Origin of the sequence: Providencia vermicola, from assembly GCF_020381325.1 — a bacterium.
GTDB classification, from domain to species: domain Bacteria; phylum Pseudomonadota; class Gammaproteobacteria; order Enterobacterales; family Enterobacteriaceae; genus Providencia; species Providencia vermicola.
Genome location: NZ_JAGSPI010000007.1, coordinates 1 through 24,250, shown reverse-complemented (window position 1 = coordinate 24,250; position 24,250 = coordinate 1). Strand labels below are relative to the sequence as shown.

Annotated in this window: 19 protein-coding genes; 9 read left to right on the top strand and 10 right to left on the bottom strand. The window is 40.0% G+C overall.

All coding sequences use genetic code 11. The features are described 5' to 3' along the window. Nucleotides 1-13: 13 nt before the first annotated feature. Nucleotides 14-1,768 (bottom strand): 30S ribosomal protein S12 methylthiotransferase accessory factor YcaO, encoded by a 1,755-nt coding sequence (ycaO, locus tag KDJ85_RS11285; protein WP_225819763.1) that lies wholly within the window; start codon nucleotides 1,766-1,768, stop codon nucleotides 14-16. 193 nt (nucleotides 1,769-1,961) lie between these two features. Here ycaO and ansB point away from each other — a divergent pair, with 193 nt between their 5' ends. Next, nucleotides 1,962-3,005 (top strand): L-asparaginase 2, encoded by a 1,044-nt coding sequence (gene ansB, locus KDJ85_RS11280; protein WP_225819762.1) that lies wholly within the window; start codon nucleotides 1,962-1,964, stop codon nucleotides 3,003-3,005. 105 nt (nucleotides 3,006-3,110) lie between these two features. Here ansB and KDJ85_RS11275 read toward each other — a convergent pair whose 3' ends face one another. Then, nucleotides 3,111-3,905 carry an SDR family NAD(P)-dependent oxidoreductase gene (locus tag KDJ85_RS11275; protein WP_225819761.1) on the bottom strand — a complete coding sequence of 265 codons (795 nt, stop codon included), beginning with the start codon at nucleotides 3,903-3,905 and terminating at the stop codon, nucleotides 3,111-3,113. A gap of 588 nt (nucleotides 3,906-4,493) precedes the next feature. On the opposite strand from KDJ85_RS11275, the gene chiP reads away from it, so the two are divergent. After that, nucleotides 4,494-5,891 carry a chitoporin ChiP gene (chiP, locus tag KDJ85_RS11270; RefSeq protein WP_377210608.1) on the top strand — a complete coding sequence of 466 codons (1,398 nt, stop codon included), beginning with the start codon at nucleotides 4,494-4,496 and terminating at the stop codon, nucleotides 5,889-5,891. A 207-nt stretch (nucleotides 5,892-6,098) separates the two neighbouring features. Here chiP and KDJ85_RS11265 read toward each other — a convergent pair whose 3' ends face one another. From KDJ85_RS11265 to ybfF, 8 genes are all read right to left on the bottom strand, one after another. Next, nucleotides 6,099-6,632 (bottom strand): bactofilin family protein, encoded by a 534-nt coding sequence (locus KDJ85_RS11265; RefSeq protein WP_225819760.1) that lies wholly within the window; start codon nucleotides 6,630-6,632, stop codon nucleotides 6,099-6,101. Between the two features lie 675 nt (nucleotides 6,633-7,307). Next, nucleotides 7,308-7,757, bottom strand: coding sequence for a ferric iron uptake transcriptional regulator (gene fur / locus KDJ85_RS11260; RefSeq protein ID WP_004256285.1), 450 nt, complete (start codon nucleotides 7,755-7,757; stop codon nucleotides 7,308-7,310). A 264-nt stretch (nucleotides 7,758-8,021) separates the two neighbouring features. Further along, complete coding sequence (fldA, locus tag KDJ85_RS11255; RefSeq protein WP_206085466.1) at nucleotides 8,022-8,549, bottom strand: flavodoxin FldA; 528 nt, start codon at nucleotides 8,547-8,549, stop codon at nucleotides 8,022-8,024. A 154-nt stretch (nucleotides 8,550-8,703) separates the two neighbouring features. Then, nucleotides 8,704-8,997 (bottom strand): LexA regulated protein, encoded by a 294-nt coding sequence (ybfE, locus tag KDJ85_RS11250; protein ID WP_225819759.1) that lies wholly within the window; start codon nucleotides 8,995-8,997, stop codon nucleotides 8,704-8,706. A gap of 169 nt (nucleotides 8,998-9,166) precedes the next feature. Beyond that, nucleotides 9,167-11,266, bottom strand: coding sequence for a type I secretion system permease/ATPase (locus KDJ85_RS11245; RefSeq protein ID WP_225819758.1), 2,100 nt, complete (start codon nucleotides 11,264-11,266; stop codon nucleotides 9,167-9,169). A gap of 3 nt (nucleotides 11,267-11,269) precedes the next feature. Further along, nucleotides 11,270-12,598, bottom strand: coding sequence for an HlyD family type I secretion periplasmic adaptor subunit (locus KDJ85_RS11240; protein WP_225819757.1), 1,329 nt, complete (start codon nucleotides 12,596-12,598; stop codon nucleotides 11,270-11,272). A 14-nt stretch (nucleotides 12,599-12,612) separates the two neighbouring features. Beyond that, nucleotides 12,613-14,700 (bottom strand): peptidase domain-containing ABC transporter, encoded by a 2,088-nt coding sequence (locus KDJ85_RS11235; protein ID WP_225819756.1) that lies wholly within the window; start codon nucleotides 14,698-14,700, stop codon nucleotides 12,613-12,615. Between the two features lie 226 nt (nucleotides 14,701-14,926). Continuing rightward, entirely contained in the window at nucleotides 14,927-15,703 is a 777-nt protein-coding gene (ybfF, locus tag KDJ85_RS11230; RefSeq protein WP_225819755.1) for an esterase, read from the bottom strand. Between the two features lie 322 nt (nucleotides 15,704-16,025). Between ybfF and seqA the strand changes: the two genes are divergently transcribed. The 7 genes from seqA (at nucleotide 16,026) to ihfB (ending at nucleotide 24,083) form a co-directional block, all read left to right on the top strand. After that, nucleotides 16,026-16,571, top strand: coding sequence for a replication initiation negative regulator SeqA (gene seqA, locus KDJ85_RS11225; RefSeq protein WP_206086637.1), 546 nt, complete (start codon nucleotides 16,026-16,028; stop codon nucleotides 16,569-16,571). Between the two features lie 55 nt (nucleotides 16,572-16,626). After that, on the top strand, nucleotides 16,627-18,261 hold the full coding sequence (pgm, locus tag KDJ85_RS11220; protein ID WP_225819754.1) for a phosphoglucomutase (alpha-D-glucose-1,6-bisphosphate-dependent): 1,635 nt from the start codon (nucleotides 16,627-16,629) through the stop codon (nucleotides 18,259-18,261). Between the two features lie 267 nt (nucleotides 18,262-18,528). Then, the gene (gene serC, locus KDJ85_RS11215) at nucleotides 18,529-19,620 is read left to right on the top strand and encodes a 3-phosphoserine/phosphohydroxythreonine transaminase (protein ID WP_225819753.1); all 1,092 of its coding nucleotides are present in this window, start codon (nucleotides 18,529-18,531) and stop codon (nucleotides 19,618-19,620) included. Nucleotides 19,621-19,740: 120 nt separating this feature from the next. Beyond that, complete coding sequence (gene aroA, locus KDJ85_RS11210) at nucleotides 19,741-21,015, top strand: 3-phosphoshikimate 1-carboxyvinyltransferase (protein ID WP_225819752.1); 1,275 nt, start codon at nucleotides 19,741-19,743, stop codon at nucleotides 21,013-21,015. 192 nt (nucleotides 21,016-21,207) lie between these two features. Then, nucleotides 21,208-21,891 carry a (d)CMP kinase gene (gene cmk, locus KDJ85_RS11205; RefSeq protein ID WP_225819751.1) on the top strand — a complete coding sequence of 228 codons (684 nt, stop codon included), beginning with the start codon at nucleotides 21,208-21,210 and terminating at the stop codon, nucleotides 21,889-21,891. A gap of 174 nt (nucleotides 21,892-22,065) precedes the next feature. Continuing rightward, entirely contained in the window at nucleotides 22,066-23,739 is a 1,674-nt protein-coding gene (gene rpsA / locus KDJ85_RS11200; RefSeq protein WP_004909559.1) for a 30S ribosomal protein S1, read from the top strand. 56 nt (nucleotides 23,740-23,795) lie between these two features. Continuing rightward, entirely contained in the window at nucleotides 23,796-24,083 is a 288-nt protein-coding gene (gene ihfB / locus KDJ85_RS11195; RefSeq protein ID WP_006813582.1) for an integration host factor subunit beta, read from the top strand. The last annotated feature ends 167 nt before the right edge of the window (nucleotides 24,084-24,250 follow it).

Sequence of the window (24,250 nt, the reverse complement as noted above, 5' to 3'; positions counted from 1 at the left end):
CCTATGACTTCAATTACGCGTTAGCGCGTTTGGCTTTTTGCAGTTTTTCATACGCTGCAAGTAGCGCTTGGTGAGCAGGCAGTGCTTTTAGCTCATCATCGATTGACCATAAACCATAGAAGCAAGACTCACCCGCAACAGCTGCTGAAGCTGCATCGACAGCTTCTTGCCCATACATACGGACAAATGCGTTGTAGTATTGCGCAGGGTTTCTTTCTTCTTCTTGCGATAATAACAATAACGTTTGTAAGCAACGATAATAGTTCGCACGTTCTGGCGTGAACACTGAACTGTTAAAGTCTTGTGTCCATTCAACCCAAGCTAAAGCTTGTTCAAGGTCACCACCCGCAAGGGCTAACATTGATTTTAATTCACCGATACGCAGGTTGCTCCAACCATTATCTTTACCAACCGCTAAACCAAGCAGCTCACGCACACGGGTGAAATCATCTAAACCGTCGTCATCCAATTGCTCAATCAGGGCAAGGTAGTCTTGCTTTTCCCATTGGCTATCAGGCAAACCGATGATGGTGTCACGTAAGTAAGCGCCCATTGCATTATTCGCAATATGTAAATCTTCAACAGGGTAAATATCTGACATACCTGGCACTAAAATACGGCACGCATAAACGCCTAAATGGTTATAATCTGCGATGTAAACTTCGGCATCTAACGTATTGAAAATACGGATAAGCGTCGCAAACTCTTCCTGCGTCGTACCTTTGAAACTCCAATCTGCAAATTCATAATCCGCATCGTCTTTAAACAGATCCCAGCTAATTAAGCCACTTGAATCAATAAAATGTGTTTCAAGGTTGGTGTGCTCAGCCACTTCTTCATCATCAAAGGTTGGGGCGTTAAACACATCTAAGTCTTTTAAGCCGCGGCCTTGTAATAATTCAGTGACGGTACGCTCAAGGGCAACACCAAAGTCAGGGTGTGCGCCAAATGAGGCGAAGCAAGTACCGTTTTGTGGGTTAAACAACACCACGCAGATAACAGGGTATTTTCCACCTAATGAAGCGTCGTAGCAGAAAATAGGGAAGCCTTCTTTTTCAAGGGTATCAATTGCTTCTACCACGCTTGGGTAACGAGCCATCACTTCTGTTGGAATAGTTGGCAAGCTGATGCTTTCTGCAATAATTTTATTTTTTACAAAGCGTTCAAACACTTCTGAAAGCCCTTGAACACGCGCTTCGTTAGCTGTGTTACCCGCAGACATACCGTTAGAAACGTATAAGTTCCCAACGATATTCATTGGAATATAGACAGTTTTGTCATCAGATTGACGCGTAAAAGGTAGCGCACAAATACCGCGTTCTTCGTTGCCAGATTGCAGGTCAATGAGTTGGCTTGCGGCTAATGCTTCATCAGGGTCATAGAATTTAATCAAACGACTGTCTAAAAGCCCTTCTGGTAAGCTGTCATCTTCTGTTAGTGGGAACCACTTTTCATTTGGGTAGTGAACAAAATCACCTTCTGAAATGGATTTACCTAAGTAAAAGTCAGCGAAGAAGTAGTTAGTCGATAAACGCTCGAAATACTCGCCAAGGGCAGAAGCTAAAGCGGCTTTTTTGCTTGCACCTTTACCATTGGTAAAACAAAGAGGGCACTCTTTATCGCGAATATGTACTGACCAAACGTTTGGTACAGGGTTTAACCATGACGCTTCTTCAATATCAAACCCCAATTTTTTTAATTTGGTCTGGAATGCATCAATGGAGTCTTCAAGAGCGGCGTCTTTGCCGGGAATAAATGTTTGGCTCATTGTCAGTCACTTGTGAATAGAGTGTGTCAAACGGGCTATGATACGGATTTTTGTCGCAACCTCACGCTTTTTATTCATTCATAGAGAAATCATCTTAAAATTCATTATTTCTCCTAAAATAATTGCATAGATCACAATAAATTCAGCATAAATCCACATAATAACTGAAGTTTATTAATGAAAGGAAAATAGGATGAAAAACAGAAATAAAGCGCTGCTCGCAACACTGGTTTCACTGTTTACCGTATCTGCCTTCGCTTTACCGAATATTACGGTATTAGCAACGGGGGGAACCATTGCTGGGGGCGGGGATTCAGCCACTTCGTCTAGTTATCAAGCGGGTAAAGTGGGAATTGATGCGTTAATTAATGCAGTTCCAGAAACCAAGAAAATGGCTAATTTAAGCGGCGAACAATTGGTGAATATCGGTTCGCAAGACATGAATGACCAAGTTTGGTTGACGTTGGCGAAAAAAATCAACCAAGACTGCGATAAAACCGATGGCTTTGTGATCACTCATGGGACGGATACATTAGAAGAAACGGCCTTTTTCCTTGATTTAACAACCTATTGTAAGAAACCAATTGTGTTGGTCGGTGCAATGCGCCCATCAACAGCACTGGGTGCTGATGGGCCACTAAATTTGTATAACGCAGTGGTGCTTGCAACGGATAAGTCAGCTGGTGACCGTGGCGTGCTAATGGCAATGAATGACAAGGTGGTTCAAGGCCGAAATGTGATGAAGATGAGCACCACAGAAGTTCAAGCATTTGATGCAGTTAACGCAGGTGCGGAAGGGTTTATCCACGATGGCAAAGTGACGTATTTCCAAGCACCTCAGCCACGGGAAAATAACGCTGCGTTTGATGTGAGTAAACTCGATAAATTACCTGCAGTTGGCATTGTTTATAACTATGCAAATGCTTCCGCAGCACCTGTTAAAGCTCTAAGAGAAGAAGGGGCCGAAGGTATTGTTAGTGCAGGGGTTGGTAATGGCAACATGTACAAAACGGTATTTGATGCACTAGCAAAAGCGGCAAAAGAGGATGTGGTTGTCGTACGCGCTAGCCGTGTTCCAACAGGCTATACCACACGTAATGCAGAGGTTGATGATAATCTATATGGCTTCGTGGCATCTGAAAGGTTAAATCCGCAAAAAGCACGCGTATTATTGCAGCTGGCGTTGACTGAAACGAAAGATCCGCAAAAAATTCAGGCTCTATTTGAGAAGTATTAAGCTCAATGTATTTTGATACTTAAGGTAGCGGGGTGCAGTTTTCTGTCCCCCGTTATTGTCTTGCTACTCGGTAATCAATACATTAAACAGTAAGCATGTTTATGATTAAATAATGTCGTCAATGACTCCGCCATCAACGCGTAATGCCGCTCCAGAGGTTGCAGAGGCTTGTTTCGAACACGTATAAACCACCATATTTGCCACTTCTTCGACAGACGCTGCACGTTGAATAACTGAACTTGGTCTGTGCGCAACGACAAATTCGTTAGCCAGTGCTTCGATTGACTTACCTGTTCTCGCTGCTTCGTCTTCCATCAAATTGGCAAAACCATCAGAAAGTGTCGGGCCAGGGAGAACACTATTGACTGTCACACCAGTACCAGCAACATATTTAGCAAGTCCTCGTGAAAGGGAGAGCATTGCTGTTTTTGTGACACCATAGTGGATCATATCCGCAGGAATATTGCGTGCAGATTCAGATGAAATAAAGACAACTCGCCCCCAGCCTTTTTCAACCATTGAAGGCAATAGTGCTCGGGATAAACGTACTGCAGACATCACATTGGTTTGCCAGTAATTATCCCAAGTAGCATCGTCGGTTGTGTAAAAGTCCTCAGCACCATAAATGCCAGCATTGTTGACTAAAATATCGATCTCTTTGATTTCACTGAGTAGCAGGTTGAGCCCTTCAGGGCAGCTCACATCAGCGACGGCTGGGGATACTTTGGCGCTAGGGAGCTCTTTTTGTAGGCGGGATACAGCATCATCAACACTTTTCTTATTACGACCGTTAATCAATACTTCTGCACCGCTACTTGCAAGCCCTTTTGCTATCGCAAAGCCAATACCCGCGGTTGATGCACTAATTAAGGCGCGTTTTCCTGTTAAATCAATATTCATTTTTGTACGCTTTTTGTTGAAATGGAAATTTCATAGTAGCAGATGAAAACAGGGGAATTATTCTCAATAATGCTATCGTACTATTGAGTATATTAATGCAGAAAAGTCGAAAAATGATAAAGAATAATTATTATCAATTTATTCAGATGATTAAGCTAAAACAATAAAACGAATTTAAAAGGCCTTATTTCGTTTACCTTTCTCACAAAATTAAGTCAATGTGGTGATAGATGGTGTGCAATGGCACTTCATTTGGTGTGTTTGCCTTGTATCAAGGTAATCTATTCACATGTTTTTAAGTTTTACTATCTCATCAATTTCCATTTATTTTTTTATATTCATCAAATAGTTACGGTTGATCAATTTATGGGTCATCATCCGTGATAATGACTGTTAATTAAAATTAATGTGCCATTGATCATATTTTGGCAACAAAGCCAGTATCAGTGTTGATAATTCGCGTCGCAAAAAATAGGCTAATTACATCACAAGCAACATAAGTTGTTGTGAATATTTGGATTTAAATGGAAAGTTAAATCGTATTTCGGCCGAATAATAAAACATAAAAAATATTAGAGGAATACAAGAATGGTTAATAAACATGTCAATACTGGCAGGAAGTTGCTCGTCTTAAAAATCGCAATCGCGATGTTGCCTATCGCGTATCAACCTATTACTCACGCTGAGCAGTTTTTCGAAGATTCAAAACTCACCGGTGGGCTTTATTACTGGCAAAGGGATCGTTCTCGTAAGGATTTAGACCCAAATAGCGATAAATATAAAAAATATGCAGATAATCTGAAGCACTCTACATTCAATGCTAGCCTAGACTTTTCATCGGGCTATTTTCAAGATGTTATCGGTTTGGATTTGGCGGGTTTTACTGCTATCGAGTTATCTAACAGTGGGCCTGCAGCCCCCAATGAAATCGGTTTTAGTGACGCTAAATCACGCTGGGATGAAAAATGGACAGGTGATCGCAGTGGGGTGACATTTTATAAAGCCGCTGCAAAATTAAAATATGGCCCTTTCTGGGGGAAAGGGGGATATATTCAGCCAACGGGTCAGACCTTATTAGCTTCGCACTGGAGTTATATGCCTGGGACTTATCGTGGTTTAGAAGTTGGTGGTGTGTTTGATTTTGAACAAAACGGTGAGCTGAGTATGTCTTATATGTGGGCAGACCGTTATAAAGCACCATGGTACCGTTCAATGTATGATTTCCGTGAAGCGGATGGTAAGACAGGGATCAGTTACTTGCACTCAATTGGGTTTAAATACGATTTTAAAAATAATTTAGTGTTAGAAGGGGCTTATGGCCAAGCAAAAGATTATATGGATCAGTATTTTGCTAAAGTTTCATATGCCGTACCTGTGGCTGAACGCGATTTACGTCTCTCCTATCAATTCTATGGTTCAAAAGACAAAGTTTCTGATGGCGGTGTTAATGATGTTTATGATGGATTAGCATGGTTGCAAGCGATGACATTAGGGTATACCTATGAAGAGTTTGATTTTAAAGTTGAAGGAACTTATGTTAAAGCAGAAGGTAATCAAGGCTACTTCTTGCAACGTATGACTCCTGGTTGGGCGACATCGAATGGACGTATGGATATTTGGTGGGATGGTCGTTCAGACTGGAACGCCAACAATGAAAAAGCGTTGTACGCTGGTGTGATGTATGATCTTAAAAACTGGGATCTTGCGGGTTGGAAAGTGGGGACATCCTATATTTATGGTTGGGACGCAAAACCAAGTACTAACTCCCAATATGCCCAAGATGTGCGTTTAAAAGAAAGTGCGTGGAACTTTGATATATTATATACCGTTCAAACAGGCCGAGCAAAAGACACTCTCTTTAAGTTACACTTTACCAAATATGATAATCATACCGATATCCCTAGTTATGGTGGTGGTTATGGAAATATCTTCCAAGACGAAAAAGATATTAAATTTATGGTAATGATGCCATTTACGGTTTTTTAATGAGTTAAGTAAATAGCGGTTACCATTGTAATATCTATAGTGGTAACCAACTAAAAAATACACATAGCATACATATGCAATATCAAACCGTTAAATAGAATAAGAAAATATACTTATATTAAAAGTTTGAAATTTAAAAATAAGGTGGGGATAGATTCACCTTATTTTTAATATGTAGTCATTATCCTAGTACAGAAAAGCAAATATTTATAACGAAGCAATTCCTTTATCACTTTCATTATTAGTGATAGGTGTATCATGTTTTACTTTATCTTTTAATTGTGTGACCTTATCCGTATGAGAAACACTATTTTTGACTTTAGCTTGCCCTGAAAGGATGCCGCCTTTTTTAATCGATAAACTGCTATAGTGAATTGTTCCATGGACTTCGCCATTATTTTCGATACTAATGGACTCAGAGACGCACTCGCCCTCAACTTTACCATTAATAATCAATTCTTTACAAGTAATGTTACCAGTCACTTGGCCGTTGAGCATAACTTTTACAGTATTATCTTTCCCTGTAATATTGCCAACCACCTTACCGTAAATATGCACTTGCTCATTAGATGTTATGTTGCCTTCAAACATAACATCCCTTGAGATAATTGTATTCGATTTTTCTTCACTAAGCGTTGGGGTTGATATCGTAACTTGTTCTTCTATCTTAGAAATAATCTCAGGTTCACGAGTTGTAGTCGTTTCTTCTAGAGCTTGTTTGTTTTGTCTTTTGGTGAACATTTTACTTACCTTTTTTTGATTGAAGTATAAGATCAAGAACAGAATTGATAATACAAATGAAAATAAGGTGATGGTAGTATGACGAAAAAACCATCCTATTAAAGTAAGAAACCAGAAGAAAAAACTAGTGTTAATAAAAAGATATGTTTTTTTCATCAGTTAATCTCTTACGAAGTACGAGAGCAATCTAAATAAGTCTAGCTAAAAATACATGAATTACATCATATAATTGTAATTTAACTTTTTTATTACACTCATATTGCTTATTAAATTAAAAGCAAGCCAAAATTTCGGTCGTAATATGTTAAACTTATTTTAGACAATAATTAGATAAATCATATAACAGTAATATAAAAAATAGATGCAATGTATATTTTAAATGACGTTATGCATCACTATGATACCATTGTAAATATTTTAAAATAGAGAGATGAATTTATCCGTCAAACAATATAAAGGATTTGAAGTGAATTGCAACTTATTATAGAACACTTCAATATTTCACCTTAATGACATATTTTAGTGATAAATATAAAGTGAATAAGATAAATTATGGGTATTCTAACTGGGAAAGGTTAATTTATCGGTGAATTGATGCAATAAAAAAGCCTGATAACGATAGCATCAGGCTTTTGAAGAATAGGTCACCATCAAGTTACGATGGCGATTAATTTATTACTCTTTTGCTTCGTGTGCGTCAGCGTTATCGCGGCAATCACCATCAGCGCAGTGACCATATAAGTATAAGCTGTGGTTAGACAGTTTAATACCATGGCGAGCAGCGATATTTTTTTGGCGGGTTTCAATCGATTCGTCAGTAAACTCAATCACTTTACCACAATCTAAACAAATTAGGTGGTCATGGTGATGTTGCTGAGTTAATTCGAATACAGATTTTCCACCCTCGAAATTATGGCGTGTAACGATACCTGCATCATCAAATTGGTTCAATACACGGTATACAGTCGCTAGCCCGATCTCTTCGCCCATGTCGATCAGCTTTTTATAGAGATCTTCCGCACTGACGTGGTGGCACTCAGGCTCCTGAAGTACTTCCAAAATCTTAAGTCTTGGAAGAGTGACTTTGAGTCCAGCATTTTTCAATGCTTTATTGTTGTCTGTCATGCGGGTTGTCCTGTATCTTAAATCATAAATTTAACAATAATGAGACATTTTTAACATAAGTTCAGCTGTCTTCTAAACTGATTTACAATTATAGGCATGGAAAATAAAAATAGAAACCATGCACTGTCTCATTATTTTGATAATCTCTTATAAGTCTATCCAATGAGGATATTTAATCGATTATTTTAGACTGAATGATGTTCTGAGATGGTACATTTTGAGCGGAAAATCATTCAATCTATCAGTAACACGTATTTTAATCGACTAGCCGAGAATTTCAGCCAATGACATTTCTTCAGAGATTTGTTTGACCCATGCATCCACTCGTTCATCTGTTAATTCAGGTTGGCGATCTTCGTCAATCGCTAAACCGATAAAGTGGTTGTCATCTGCCATACCTTTAGAAACTTCGAAGTGGTAACCTTCAGTAGGCCAGTGCCCGACAATCACCGCACCACGTGGCTCGATGATATCGCGAATGGTGCCCATCGCATCACAAAAATATTCTGCGTAGTCTTCTTGATCTCCACAACCAAAGAGTGCGACAAGCTTACCGTCAAAATCAATTTCTTCTAATGTTGGGAAAAAGTCATCCCAATCACATTGTGCTTCGCCGTAATACCAAGTTGGAATACCAAGAAGTAGAATGTCAAAAGCCTCAATGTCTTCTTTGCTGCACTTAGCAATATCATGAACTTCTGCTACATCTTTGCCTAATCTTTCTTGGATCATTTTGGCAATATTTTCTGTGTTACCTGTATCACTTCCGAAGAAAATACCGATGACTGCCATAAACTGATTAACCTCTTGTTTTTCTAAGAGAGAAAGAAGGAATTTCTCAACTTCTAGAACTCATTTAGAACGAAAATAAATAGAATTTTATGCCTTATTCTGGCGAAAAAACTTTTATAAGTCTGTCAAATTTGTGTGATTTACTAAGAGAACGTTACTTGAGTATTGTCTCATCAACGTACTGAAGTTGTGACATCAAGATTTCTTCTATTAATTCACTGCGGCTTATATTTTTTTCTTCAGCTAACTGATTGAGCACAGTAACAGCTTCTTCATTTAGTTTAAGTTCAACTCGGCGCAACCCCTTCACTTTATCGCGTTTTAGTTGATTGCGTTTGTTTATCCTTAATTGTTCATCCCGTGATAGCGGGCTTGTCTTAGGTCGCCCAGGCCTTCGTTCCTCAGCGAACAAATCCAGAGTTGTACGATCAGTTTGTTCTTTTGCCATGTCTATAATTGCTAAAAGGGTGTGCCAATAATTCAGCGCGCCATGATACCCTAGCTCATCACGCAGTGCTATAGCTTGGAGGTAAGCGAGTGAGCCTGATAGGTTAAAAAAAGTACGCTTTTAGGAAAAAAGCACCACTTGCTATCTAAGTGATGCTTTTTTAGGCATTTTATTGCGTTTGCTGTTGCCATAAACGAGCATAAAGCCCATTCGATGCAAGGAGGTTTTTATGCGTATCCATTTCAATAACTTCCCCTTGTTGAATAACACAAATTTTATCAGCGTGCATAATTGTGTTTAGCCGATGTGCGATGCTAATAACTGTTCTACCTTGGGCAATTAAAGGCATATTTGCCATAATTGCAGCCTCTGATTCATAATCGAGAGCCGAAGTGGCTTCATCAAGAATTAAAATATCTGGTTCAGTTAGCAAAGCGCGTGCCAAGGCAATTCGTTGGCGCTGCCCCCCAGAAAGGTTCAACCCTTTTTCTGCTAAGGCTGAATTGAAGTTATCTGGTAAAGACATAATGAAATCATAGGCACCCGCGAGTTTTGCCGCTTGGATCACTTTTTCATCTGATGCTTGGGGGGCACTTAAGCGGATGTTATCAGCAATACTTCCAACAAAGAGTGTACTTTCTTGTAAAACCACACTCATTTTTCGGCGCAGTGATACGGTATCTGCGACAGCTAAATCCATTCCATCTACAATAACCTGACCATGCTGCGGTACATAAAGCCGCTGTAACAGCTTAGTCAACGTACTTTTCCCTGAGCCTGAAGGGCCAGTAATACCAATAAACTCGCCTGCTTTAACCGATAACGAGAGATTATTGAGAACCTCAGGCGTATCGGGCTGATAACGAAAGCGAATATTTTGAAACTCGATTTGCCCCTGAATAGCGGAAGAACTTGAAATACCTTTTCGTTCATTTTCTACCGGTTTATCAAGAATATCACCGACACGACGAAGGGAGACTATAGTGTGTTGAAAATCCTGCCAAACTTGCGCAAATCGAAGAACAGGCTGAGTCACATGTGCACTTAGCATATTAAATGCCACTAATTCACCAGGGGTTATTCCTCCGTTTAAAACCTCTTTAACACCGACCCACAATAGGATTGCGGTGGTGATTTTACTCACTAGGGTCATCAATTGTGTTGCAATTTCACTGCGCATGGAGACTTTGAAGTTTTGCTGTAATTGCTTACTGAATATTTTTTTCCAACGATTATTAAAATATTTCTCTGTGGCAGTGGTTTTAATAGTTTCAATCCCTGTAATACTTTCGGTGAGAAATGTGAGCCCATTTTCATCCGCTTGGTAGGATTTTTCAGTTTGTTGGCGGATCATGGGGCCTAAAGCCATCCATAAAATAAAAAATACCCCCATTGAACCCAGTAAAATCCAAGACATCACACTGCTATAGGAAAATAAGACAACGATAAATAAGATCACAAAGACAAAATCAATAAACAGCATTAACGTAGAGCCAGTTAAAAATTGCCTGATATGTGCGAGTTCACGGATCCGCGCAATAATTTTCCCTGTTGGGCGTAGCTTAAAATAATTGAGTGGCAGTGCCATTAAATGGCGATAAATTTTCCCAGATAGTTCAGCGCTAATCTGGCTACTGGTATGGCTGAAAATTTTATTGCGAATAAAGCCGTACAAAGGTTCAGCAATTGCAATCGCAAAGATAGCTAACGCAATGATATGCAGATTAGAGAGGCTTCGACCCACCAAAACTTTATCAATCAAGTTTTGAAATAATAAAGGACTCACTAATGCAAAGAGTTGAATTACTGCTGAAAGAATAAAAATATTTCGTAATTTTGCCGTCTGCCGCATGATAGAGGGAATAAACCAGCTAAAGCCGAAGGCTTTTTTTTGTTCAGGTTCCAATTGCTCTTTGAATAACAAAATGTCGAGCTCAGTATGCTGCTCAACCCCTGCATCTAAAATTGCGTGCTGCTGATTACCTACGGGGTCAATTAGGATAAGCACTTTTTCTTGATGTAACACTTGCCAAGTTCCCTTTATATAAGCAAGTGCGGGGAGGGGAATATGTTCGAGTTTTGAATACGGCAAAGCAACCAGTTCTGTTTCATACCCTAACATATGGGCACATTCGCGCATCTCCCAATCTGTTGGGGAGGTGTTTTGCATTCCAACCGCATGCCTAAGTTGGTCAGCAGAGACATTTTTATGGTAATAATTTGCCATCCAAACTAAAGCATCTAAGCCATGGTTATTGATTTGTTCCATTGATTATTTTTCTCTCATCGCGTTAGAGGTATATTCATTAATAGGGCTAAGTAGGTAATCAATAATTCGGCGTTTATCTGTTTTTATTTCAGCAACGATGGAAAGCCCAGGCGTGAGTTCGATATTTTCACCGTCAACGAATAGTTCTTTTTTGTTAAGCCCTATTTGGCCGAGAAAAACTAACCCAAGGTTTTCGTCTTGTGTGCTATCGCGTGAAACAGAGATAATTTCACCGTCAATGGTGCCATAGCGGGTGTAAGGGAAGGCGTCAATTTTGACATCGGCTTTCAAACCTTCGTGAATAAAGCCAATATCTTTATTTAAGATTTTTATTTCAGCGAGTTGGACATGGCTATTTGGCACGATCACCATAAGTTGTTGAGCGGGTTGGAGTACAGCGCCAAGGGTATAAGTGGCAAGTTGTTGAACGGTACCATCAACAGGCGCTCGAATAACTTCTAATTGGTTCCTTTCTTGGTTTTTCAATAATTCTTGTTGGAGTGAAACTTGTTTAAACACCGCTTGTTTGTATTTATCATCCCATTCTTGTTTTTTTTGCGCCTTGAGTCTGTCTTGCTTTTCGATTAATGCATGGTGCTGAGCGAGTAATGTAGACAGCTCAGATTGCTTAGTGATTTTTTCTTTTTTTGCAATTAAGAGCTCCCGCTCTTGTTCTAAAAACTCTTTTTGGCTGATCAACTGTTTTTGAGTCAATGAATGGTGTGCATCAAGGCGTTTTTTGATATTACTCATCAATGCATTAATTGAATTCAGCTCATTTCTTCTAGCTTGTTGATTAACAACATTAAGTTGCATTTCATTGCTAATTTCATTAATGAGTGACTCAAATTCAGCTTGTTGAGTTTGATAACTTTCCAACGCACTTTTTTGCTCGGTGTCGGTTAATTGATTAAACGGCGGTAATTTAGCAATGGGTTGTTGGGACAGCAAAGCTTGATGAATTAAAGCCTCTGCCACGTGAAAACTATGTTGATAGTTTAGGCTCAGAATATCTTGGTCAACACCGAGCACATTAACGGTTAATAATGGATCACCTTGTTTGACACTCTGACCATCCTCTACATGAATATGTTGTAGGCGACTTAATTCAAATGCTTGAATTAATTGTGTACGGCCAGAAACGATCAATTTTCCCTGTGCAGTGGCTTGAATATCTAACTTGCCAAAATATGACCAAGCCACGGCAATAAAAATACCAAAGCTAATGGTTATCGCGACATACATGGCTAAATATGAAGGTGGTGTTTTTAAAATAGCCAAGTGCGAAGGTAAAAAACTGTTATAACGGTTTCGTTCTAATCGATGTTTCATGTTACATCCATGCCTTATTTTAGAGACTGTTGTAGTGTCCATAGGTGCTTATAAAAATTACCTTGCTCGATAAGCTGCTGATGGCTACCTTGCTCAATAATTTTTCCTTCTTGCATCACAATGATCCGCTGGTGGTGGCGGATAGTTGATAAACGGTGAGCGATGGTAATCACAGTTCTCCCCTTGGCTATTACATGCATATTTTCTTGAATAACCGCTTGGGACTCATCATCTAAAGCACTAGTTGCTTCATCAAAAATAATGACTCTAGGGTTTGCCAGTAAGGTGCGAGCAATTGCGATACGCTGTCTTTGCCCTCCAGAAAGCGAAGTTCCACCTTCTGCGAGTACCGTGTCATAACCCAATGGTAATTTAAGAATAAAATCATGAGCGCCAGCCATTTTGGCGGCATAAATGACCTCATCCATTGACGCGTTCGGGACTGTCTGAGCAATGTTATGAAAAACTGATTGGCTAAATAGATAATTTTCTTGTAATACAATGCCGATTTGTTGCCTGAGTGAGTTTAAATTGATAGAGGATAAAGGCATATTATCAACATATACGGCGCCGCTTTCCGGTGTATAAAGTCGCAATAGTAGGCGAGCAAGGGTACTTTTCCCTGATCCTGATGTACCGACAATCCCGATGGTTTCCCCCGCCTGAATATTTAAATTAAAGTTTTTAAGGATATAAGGCATGTTGGGTTGGTAGCGAAATGAGATATCTTTAAGAACAATATCTCCTTTGATGGATGGAGTATTTTCTTTGTTATTTTGTTCGATAGGTAAATTTATGATTTGTGATAATTTTTCTATAGCAACATTGGTACGGATATAGTCTCCCCATAATTTAACCAGTTTCACCAGCGGCTGATTGGCGTGACTCACCATCATATGAAAAGCGATAAACTGACCGATTGTCATTTGCAAGGCTAATACTTCAGAAGCGCCAACCCATAACACAATGGCACTCGTGACTTTCTCAATGACCATGACTAAATGTTCAGAACGAGAACTAATTTGGCCAGAAGCGAAGTTAGTTTGGCTCATATCAGAGGTTTGATGATCCCAACGACGGATAAAATTAGGTTCAACTGATAAGCTTTTTGCTGTTTCAATACCATTAATGCTTTCTGTTAGGAAAGAGGTATTAATGGCAATATTGGTAAATTGTTGCTGGGCAGCGGATTCAATTTTAGGGGTTAACCACCAAGCTAATACCAGATAAAGAGGGATAGAACATAAAAATATTAATGTGAGTGTTGTAGAGATTAAATTCATCACATAAATAAAGACAAATAAAAATAAGACATCTACGCACAATGTGAAAAAACTACTGGTTAAAAATTCTCGTATTGTTTCTAATTCTTTGACTCGAGTAACAATAGCACCGATTTGTCGATTTTTGAAAAAAGGAATCGGGAGCCGTAATAAATGATTGACAAGTTTAAGGCCAAGGGTCATATCAATACGATTTACAGTATGATGGTAAATATATTCACGCAGTCCCTTTAATATTACCTCGATAAATGCCGCAACGATTAAACCAAAAATTAAAACATCTAAAGTCATTAAACTATTATGAATTAAAACTTTATCCATAATAACTTGCATTACAATAGGTGAGACCAATGCTAAAATTTGGAGAATAAATGAGAAAAATAAAACCCAAAGAATAATGGCTTTATATTTCATAAACTCAACTTGAAACCATGTTATATCAAATTGGCCTTGTTTCAGACTGACATGCAACCAGTCTCCACTCCAATGTTGTTGTAGTTTTGTGATATCCCAGATTTCAGGGGGAGAGTTACCAAACTTCTGAATAAGGACTTGTTCATTATTTTTATTAGCTAATAAAAATGCTTCACCCTGTTTATCATATAAAATAACAGGGCAAGTGAGCTTAGAAATATCTTTTGATTTTTGATGTTTTTTTTTGCAGTTAATACCATGATTTTTTTTGATTAGTTTAATTTTTTCATTATAGCTGATGGTTTTATGTATTAATCCCTCAAGTTTATTGGTGTTAGTTTGCCCTGATAATTTGGCAATGATATTAATAAAATATAGAGTTGATTGTTCATGAATACTTTTCATTATTTGAATTAATCATTCCTTTGAATATATAAAGCAAAGATAAGTTATGGCTATATTTTGTATTTAATTTAATAAGATAATACAGGCTTTAATATTGCCTGTGTATTGAAGTTTGTCTTATTCTTTTATTCAAAGTTAAATTATTATGGTGAATGGCTAAGATAAAGATATTGAAATAGAGTGTTACTTTTCAATATCTTTATCTTTAATTTAATAAAGAAAGGAACTAATGAGGAATAGATAAAAAACGGTGGATAGCCCTTAATACATGGTCGGGTTTTTCTGCGTGCACCCAGTGCCCTGTATCTGCAACAACCCACGCCTTTGCGTTTGGGAATTGCTTTGCAATCTCATCTTTATACTCTGCCTGTACATAAGGCGAGTTACCGCCAGGGATCAATAAGACGGGTTTATCCCATGCTGGTACTGTTTCCCACCCAATAATTTTTTCATAATTCGCTTTAAGTGCAGGAATATTAAACTTCCATTCCCCTTGTTTAAAGGATTTAAGCAAAAACTGGATAACACCTTCTTCGTTTATTTCGTCTCGCATAATAGCCGCGGCTTCTTGGCGATTTTTTGCTTGCTCAGTGGTCACTGCATCTAGCGCTGCAAAAATTTTATCGTGACGGCGCACTTTGTATGAAACTGGAGCAATATCAATGGCGACAATTTTTTCAATAAAATCAGGGGCAATTTCAGTTGCTGCCATAGCAATTTTACCGCCCATAGAATGACCGATTAAAATCGCACTTTCATAACCTAATGATTTAATAAGAGTAATAACATCTTGTGCCATTTGTTGGTAAGACATCTGCTCAGCACGAAAAGAATCGCCATGGTTGCGAACATCAATTTGAACAGTATCGAAATAGTGTTGAAGGTCGCGACCAAGTACACCCAAATTATTGAGGTCGCCAAACAATCCATGAATAAGAACGACAGGGCTATTGCTCAGTGGATTTTCGGGTTTATGAATAGTATGGTTGAGTAACAGAGTCATATTTTTCTTATCAAAAATTAGGGAAGTGAGTCACTTATCATGTCATGGCTATAAAGAAAATCCAAATATTCGAATAAGCATCTTAAATATTAAGGCCATTGGCGAGGTCAATAAGAATAACAGGCGCGAGAAGTTAAATTCAGAAAATTGGATATTATCACGGATTAAAAAGACCTAAAGCGATAGAACGATAACACACTGAAATATCATCAAACTTAGACGAATGTTTACTTTAAGTTATTGAAATTTTAATTGTTTTGTTTTTTTTAAAACTGTCTTATAATCACACCGCAAATTTTAGTTAAATAAGTACTGGGAAAAAATGAAAACGATAGAAGTTGATGAAGAGCTTTACCGCTATATTGCGAGCCATACACAGCATATCGGTGAAAGTGCATCGGATATCTTGCGCCGTATGTTAAATTTCAAATCCGGGCAGCCAGTACCAGTTAAAGAGATTAGTCAGGCACAACCGGTAGTTAAGGTCGAACCCGCAGCGAGTACACCTGTGGTGGCACAAAATCCAGTTAGAGTCGTTCGAGAATTATTATTGTCTGATGCTTATGCTGAAAAAAGCAAAGCTATCGACCGCTTTATGTTGATTTTATCAACACTGTACAGTTTAGATGCAAAACGTTTTGCTAGCGCAACTGAGCTCATGCATGGTCGTACTCGTGTTTATTTTGCGGGTGATGAGCAAACATTGCTTGCTGCAGGTAAACAATCTAAACCTCGTCATATCCCAGGTACGCCTTACTGGGTGATAACGAATACAAACACGAATCGCAAACGCAGTATGGTTGATGCCATCATGCAGGAAATGCAATTTCCAGCCAATGTGATTGAGAAAGTGAGTAATACAATTTAATAACTGAACTTCACTGATGTTGATAACCAAGCATCAGTGCTTTGGGAGAAAACAAGTGACAATACATGAACGTGCAGGGCAGCTTCCGTTTCAAAGTGACTTGATCAATGTCGCTCAATTAACCGCTCAATATTATACGCAGCAGCCTCAGCCAGGAAATGCTTCACACGCTGTTAAATTTGGTACTTCTGGCCATCGCGGTAGTTCGTTACGCAAGAATTTCAATGAAAATCACATATTAGCAATTGCACAGGCTATTGCGGATTTACGTAAACAACAAGGTGTTACGGGGCCTTGTTATGTTGGTAAAGATACACATGCATTGTCTGAAGCGGCGTTCATTACAGTGGTTGAGGTACTAGCAGCGAATCAAGTTCATGTGATTGTTCAGGAGAATAATGGCTTTACGCCAACACCTGCGGTCTCTCATGCAATTTTAAGTTATAACCAGTCTCATACTGATATAGCGGATGGCATTGTCATCACGCCATCCCATAATCCACCGGAAGATGGTGGGATTAAATACAATCCAGCTAACGGTGGCCCAGCAGATACTGATTTAACATCAGTCATTGAAAAACATGCCAATCAATTATTGGTAGATAACCTCGTTGGTGTTAAACGTTTAAATTTTGATGTTGCAATGGCGAGTGAATACGTTACAGCACAAGATTTGATTATGCCTTATGTGGTTGCGCTGGGTGACGTTGTTGATATGGCTGCAATTGCAAAGTCAGGGCTGAAAATAGGTGTTGACCCATTAGGCGGCTCAGGCATTGAATATTGGAAAAAAATTGCAGAATATTATCAACTAGATATCGAGATTGTTAATGACCAATTAGATCAAACTTTTCGTTTTATGCCTCTTGACCATGATGGTGTCATCCGTATGGATTGCTCATCTAGTTGGGCAATGGCGGGCTTATTAGGGATGAAAGAGAAGTTTGATTTAGCATTTGCTAATGATCCCGATTATGACAGACACGGCATTGTGACACCAGATGGTTTAATGAACCCTAATCATTATCTTGCCGTTGCGATTGACTATTTATTTCAACATCGCCCGCAATGGGGGAAAGAGGTCGCTGTTGGCAAAACACTGGTTTCCAGTGCGATGATTGACCGCGTTGTTAACGACATTGGTCGTGAACTGGTTGAAGTGCCTGTCGGGTTTAAATGGTTTGTTGATGGCTTATTTAGTGGGAAACTGGGTTTCGGTGGTGAAGAAAGCGCGGGTGCATCATTCCTTAAATTCGATGGTACGCCTTGGTCAACAGATAAAGACGGTATTATCCTGTGCTTGTTAGCTGCTGAAATCACAGCGGTTACGGGCGAAAACCCGCAGCAACGTTATAATAAATTGGCCAAAAAATTCGGGGCCCCAATTTATAATCGCATTCAGGCTAAAGCCACACACGAAGAAAAAGCTAAGCTGAGCAAATTATCTCCAGAAATGGTTGCAGCTGATACGTTAGCAGGGGATAAAATTACCCAGCGCTTAACTGCAGCACCAGGTAATGGCGCATCCATTGGGGGGCTAAAAATCATGACGGATTATGGCTGGTTTGCAGCAAGGCCTTCAGGAACAGAAGAAGCTTACAAAATTTATTGTGAAAGTTTCCGTGGTGAAGAGCACCTTCGCCTCATTGAAAAGGAAGCAATCGAAATTGTGAGTAAAGTGATCAGTTAATCAATCCTTCGTTTGAATATCCCGCATTGTTACTTTCGGTAGCAGTTCGGGATATTATCTGTTTTTTATCGTTAATCTCTTCATAAAATTAGGGTTGTTGAGAGTGTGACGAGATTAACAAAATTCTTTTCTTTATTCTGCCCAAAATTCCCCTACGACTTTTCATTATCGCGCGACAATAACCGTTGCAGCTAAAAGCTCACAATGGTACAACTTTAAGCATCTGTGTGAATTTTGCTAACGATAATTGAAGATAGGGTGAGGTCAATGAGTCAGGTTTATAATTTCAGTGCAGGTCCAGCAATGCTACCTGTTGAAGTGATGCGTCGTGCTGAACAAGAATTTTGTAATTGGAAAGGCTTAGGCGTTTCGGTGATGGAAGTCAGCCATCGTGGAAAAGACTTTATTGAAGTGGCGTCCGAAGCAGAACAAAACTTACGTGACTTATTAAATATTCCAGATAACTATAAAGTACTATTCTGTCATGGTGGAGCCCGCGCTCATTTTGCTACTTTGCCAATGAATTTATTAGGGAGCAAAACAACTGCAGACTATATTGTTAGTGGTTACTGGTCTGAATCAGCAGCGAAAGAAGCTGAAAAATACTGCAAGCCGAACGTCATCGACATTACAGAAGAAAAAGATGGCGTTGTAAGCTTAAAACCTATGAGCGAGTGGCCTTTGAGTGATGATGCAGCCTATGTACATTATTGCCCTAATGAAACGATTGGCGGCTTAGCAATCCATGAAGAACCTGATTTCCCTGAAGATAAAATTATCGTTGCGGACTACTCATCTTCCATCCTTTCTAAACCTATCGACGTTAGTCGATATGGCGTGATTTACGCAGGCGCTCAAAAAAATATTGGGCCTGCGGGGTTAACTATTGTCATTATTCGTGAAGACTTATTAGGTAAAGCATCACCGCAAACGCCGTCAGTGTTTGATTACACAGTATTAGCAAAGCACGATTCAATGTTTAATACACCACCAACATTTGCGTGGTATCTAGCGGGTATGGTTTTCAAATGGTTGAAAGCGCAAGGCGGCTTGCAAGAAATGGCAAAACGCAATTATGAAAAATCACAGTTACTCTATAATGCGATTGATGATAGCCAGTTTTATATCAACCGCGTTGCGGTAGAAAACCGTTCTTGGATGAATATACCGTTCCAAATGCAAAACCCTGCGTTAGATGCCAAATTTATCGAAGAGGCAAAAAACCAAGGGCTACTTTCACTAAAAGGCCATAAAGTGGCTGGTGGTATGCGTGCGTCTATCTATAATGCGATGCCATTAGATGGTGTGCAGGCATTGGTTGATTTTATGGCTGATTTCGAACGCCATCACGCTCAATAATGAGACTCACCGGCTGAAATAGGATGTTCAGTCGGTTATTTGTGCCCTCACGATTCGCTTAGAAAGAAAATAGGGCCAAATTTTATTTACTTGCTAACTTCACTGGAGAAACTGCTTTTTATGCAATCCCTGACATTACAACCTATCTCTTCAATTAATGGCACCATCAACTTGCCAGGGTCAAAAAGTGTCTCAAATCGTGCACTGTTATTAGCTGCCATGGCCAAAGGAACGACCACACTCACTAACTTATTAGACAGTGATGATATTCGCCATATGCTGAATGCATTAAGCTTGCTAGGTGTGAATTATCAACTTTCTGAAGATAAAACACGTTGTCGAGTGGAAGGTTTGGGGGGGAATTTATCTCACCCTGATGCGCTAGAAATATTTTTAGGAAATGCGGGAACAGCAATGCGCCCACTAACCGCTGCTTTGTCATTGAGCCACAATAACATTGTGCTCACAGGCGAACCTCGTATGAAAGAGCGTCCAATTGGCCACTTAGTGGATTCGCTAAGAGAAGGCGGTGCTGTCATTGAATATTTAGAGCAAGAAAATTACCCCCCAATTCGCCTGAAAGGTGGTTTTGTCGGTGGGAAAATTTCGGTTGATGGCTCTGTATCAAGCCAGTTTTTAACTGCGTTATTAATGGCGGCTCCTCGAGCTGAGCAAGACACGACCATTTCAATTATTGGAGAATTAGTCTCTAAGCCGTATATTGATATCACATTAGCATTGATGAAAACCTTTGGTGTTGAAGTCGAAAATAATCAATACCAGAACTTTATCATTAAAGGCCAGCAGCAATATCAATCACCAGGTGAATATTTGGTCGAAGGTGATGCATCTTCTGCATCTTATTTCTTAGCGGCAGCGGCGATTAAAGGCGGCACTGTACGCGTCACAGGTATTGGCCGTAACAGTCTGCAAGGGGACACTAAATTCGCAAATGTTCTCGAAAAAATGGGAGCAACTATTCGCTGGGGTGATGATTTTGTGGAATGCGAGCGCGGAACATTAACAGGGATTGATATGGATATGAATGCGATCCCTGATGCTGCAATGACGATAGGTACTGTTGCATTATTTGCTGAAGGTGAAACTGTTATTCGCAATATTTATAATTGGCGTGTAAAAGAAACTGACCGTTTATATGCGATGGCAACAGAACTACGTAAAGTGGGCGCAGAAGTAGAAGAAGGGCACGATTATATTCGAGTGATACCGCCGAAAAAATTACAGCATGCTGAAATTGAAACTTACAATGACCACCGTATCGCGATGTGTTTTTCTCTAGTTGCCCTCTCGGATACCCCTGTGACTATCTTAGATCCAGGTTGCACGGCAAAAACCTTCCCTGATTATTTTGAACAATTGGCTCGTTTAAGTTAATCATTCGATGAAAAGGGTTGATAATAAAGTCTAAATATCAACCTTTTTCATTCCGCATAGATATCAACTTTCTCCTATTTTATTGCAATCATCAGAACCTGCTTATTTCACAAAACTGATGAATTGGTATAATACCTTCACTGAATTCAATTGTAGGTAGCCGAGGCTATTTGCAGGAAAGGAGATTTTTTTATGGTGGCAATCGCCCCTGTAATCACGGTTGATGGGCCTAGCGGAGCAGGTAAAGGGACTCTTTGCCAAGCATTGGCAAACGATTTTGGATGGCAACTTCTAGACTCAGGTGCGATATATCGTGTACTGGCATTAGCTGCACTGCATCACCATGTTGATATCCAATCAGAAGATGCACTAGTGCCATTGGCTGCAAACTTAGATGTCCGCTTTGTTCCTGAAGAAAATGTATTAAAAGTGATCTTAGAAGGGGAAGACGTTACCAATCAGATCAGAACAGAAACTGTTGGTAATACAGCCTCACAAACCGCGACATTTCCTCGTGTTAGAGAAGCGTTATTAAGACGTCAACGCGCATTTCGCACGCAGCCAGGTTTAATTGCAGATGGCCGTGACATGGGAACTGTTGTGTTTCCTGACGCACCAGTGAAAATTTTCCTTGACGCCTCAGCGGAAGAACGCGCACATCGACGCATGAAGCAGTTGCAAGAAAAGGGCTTTGATGTTAATTTTGAACGTCTTTTAAGCGAAATAGAGGAGCGTGATTTTCGTGATCGTAACCGTTCCGTCGCACCTCTTGTTGCCGCGAAAGACGCGTTAGTGCTGGATTCCACAAGTATGTCCATTGAGGAAGTTATTGAAAAAGCACGCACCTACGCAAAAAAAATTCTACAATTATCGTGATAATAGGCTTTATTTTAGCTTATAATTAGATAATATACGCACTTACCGCTATGTTGGTTATTTTATTAGCATAGCATCAACCTTGCGACACGGAATGTTGTCGGGTATGTGAAACAACCCCATTTGGCGGGAAGCTAAGTGGACGTTAATTAAAAACTCTTGAAGATCATTAATATGACTGAATCTTTTGCTCAACTCTTTGAAGAATCCCTGCAGAATATTGAAACTCGTCCTGGTTCTATCGTCCGTGGTACTGTTGTTGCCATCGACAAAGACGTAGTCCTGGTTGACGCAGGTCTTAAATCAGAATCTGCTATCCCAGTAGAACAGTTCAAAAATGCTCAGGGTGAGCTAGAAATCCAAGTTGGCGACGAAATCGATGTGGCTCTGGATGCAGTAGAAGATGGTTTCGGTGAAACTATCCTGTCTCGTGAGAAAGCGAAACGTCATGAAGCATGGCTGATGCTGGAAAAAGCTTACGAAGAAGCTGAAACTGTAACTGGTGTTATCAACGGTAAAGTTAAAGGTGGTTTCACTGTTGAACTGAACGGCATTCGTGCGTTTTTACCAGGTTCACTGGTAGATGTACGCCCAGTTCGTGATACTACTCACTTGGAAGGCAAAGAGCTTGAGTTCAAAGTAATCAAGCTAGATCAGAAACGCAACAACGTTGTTGTTTCTCGTCGTGCTGTAATTGAATCTGAAAGCAGCGCTGAGCGCGATCAACTGCTGGAAAATCTGCAAGAAGGCATGGAAGTTAAAGGTATCGTTAAGAACCTTACTGACTACGGTGCATTCGTTGATCTGGGCGGTGTTGACGGCCTGCTGCACATCACTGACATGGCTTGGAAACGTGTTAAACACCCAAGCGAAATCGTCAACGTTGGTGATGAAATCAATGTTAAAGTTCTGAAATTCGACCGTGAGCGCACTCGTGTTTCTCTGGGTCTGAAACAACTGGGCGAAGATCCTTGGGTCGCAATCGCTAAACGTTACCCAGAAGGTACTAAACTGACTGGCCGCGTTACTAACCTGACTGACTATGGTTGCTTCGTTGAAATCGAAGAAGGCGTTGAAGGTCTGGTTCACGTTTCAGAAATGGATTGGACTAACAAAAACATCCACCCATCTAAAGTTGTTAACGTTGGTGATGTTGTTGAAGTTATGGTTCTGGATATCGATGAAGAACGTCGTCGTATCTCACTGGGCCTGAAACAATGCAAATCTAACCCATGGCAGCAATTTGCAGAAACTCACAACAAAGGCGACCGCGTTGAAGGTAAAATCAAGTCTATTACTGACTTCGGTATCTTCATCGGACTGGACGGCGGCATCGATGGCCTGGTTCACCTGTCTGACATCTCCTGGAACGTTGCAGGCGAAGAAGCAGTTCGTGAATACAAAAAAGGTGACGAAATCGCAGCTGTTGTTCTGCAAGTCGACGCAGAGCGTGAGCGTATTTCTTTAGGTGTTAAACAGTTAGCTGAAGATCCATTCAATAACTACTTAGCAGCAACTAAGAAAGGCGCAATCGTAACTGGTAAAGTTATTGCGGTTGATGCTAAAGGTGCAACTGTTGAGCTGACTCTGGGCGTTGAAGGTTACCTGCGTGCATCAGAAGCTTCACGTGACCGTGTTGAAGATGCAACACTGGTTCTGAACGTTGGTGATGATGTTGAAGCTAAATACACTGGTGTTGATCGTAAAAACCGTGTAATCAACCTGTCTGTTCGCGCTAAAGACGAAGCTGATGAGAAAGACGCTGTTGCAGCTGTGAACAAGCAAGAAGATACAGCATTCGGCAACAACGCTATGGCTGAAGCTTTCAAAGCAGCTAAAGGCGAATAATTAAGTGGGGGCAACGGTAATGTTGCCCCTTTGTAGCGGTAGTTTAGGGAGGTACTATGACCAAGTCTGAGTTAATTGAAAGACTGGCTAGCCAGCAATCTCATCTTTCAGCAAAAACCGTTGAGGAAGCTGTAAAGGAAATTCTTGAGCATATGGCTGATACGTTAGCTAGCGGTGAGCGTATTGAAGTCCGTGGTTTCGGCAGTTTTTCTCTTCACTACCGTGCACCACGAGTTGGCCGTAACCCAAAAACAGGTGATAAAGTGGAACTGGAAGGTAAATATGTTCCTCACTTCAAGCCAGGTAAAGAGTTACGTGATCGTGTAAATATTTACGGTCAATGATATAGACTGTAAATCTTAATTATTACATCAAACAGCGCTTGTGTTTAACATGGGCGCTGTTTTTTTATATCCTGACCAACACCAACACCAACACCAACACCAACACCAACACCAACACCAACACCAACACCAACACCAACACCAACACCTGTCTCTTATACACATCT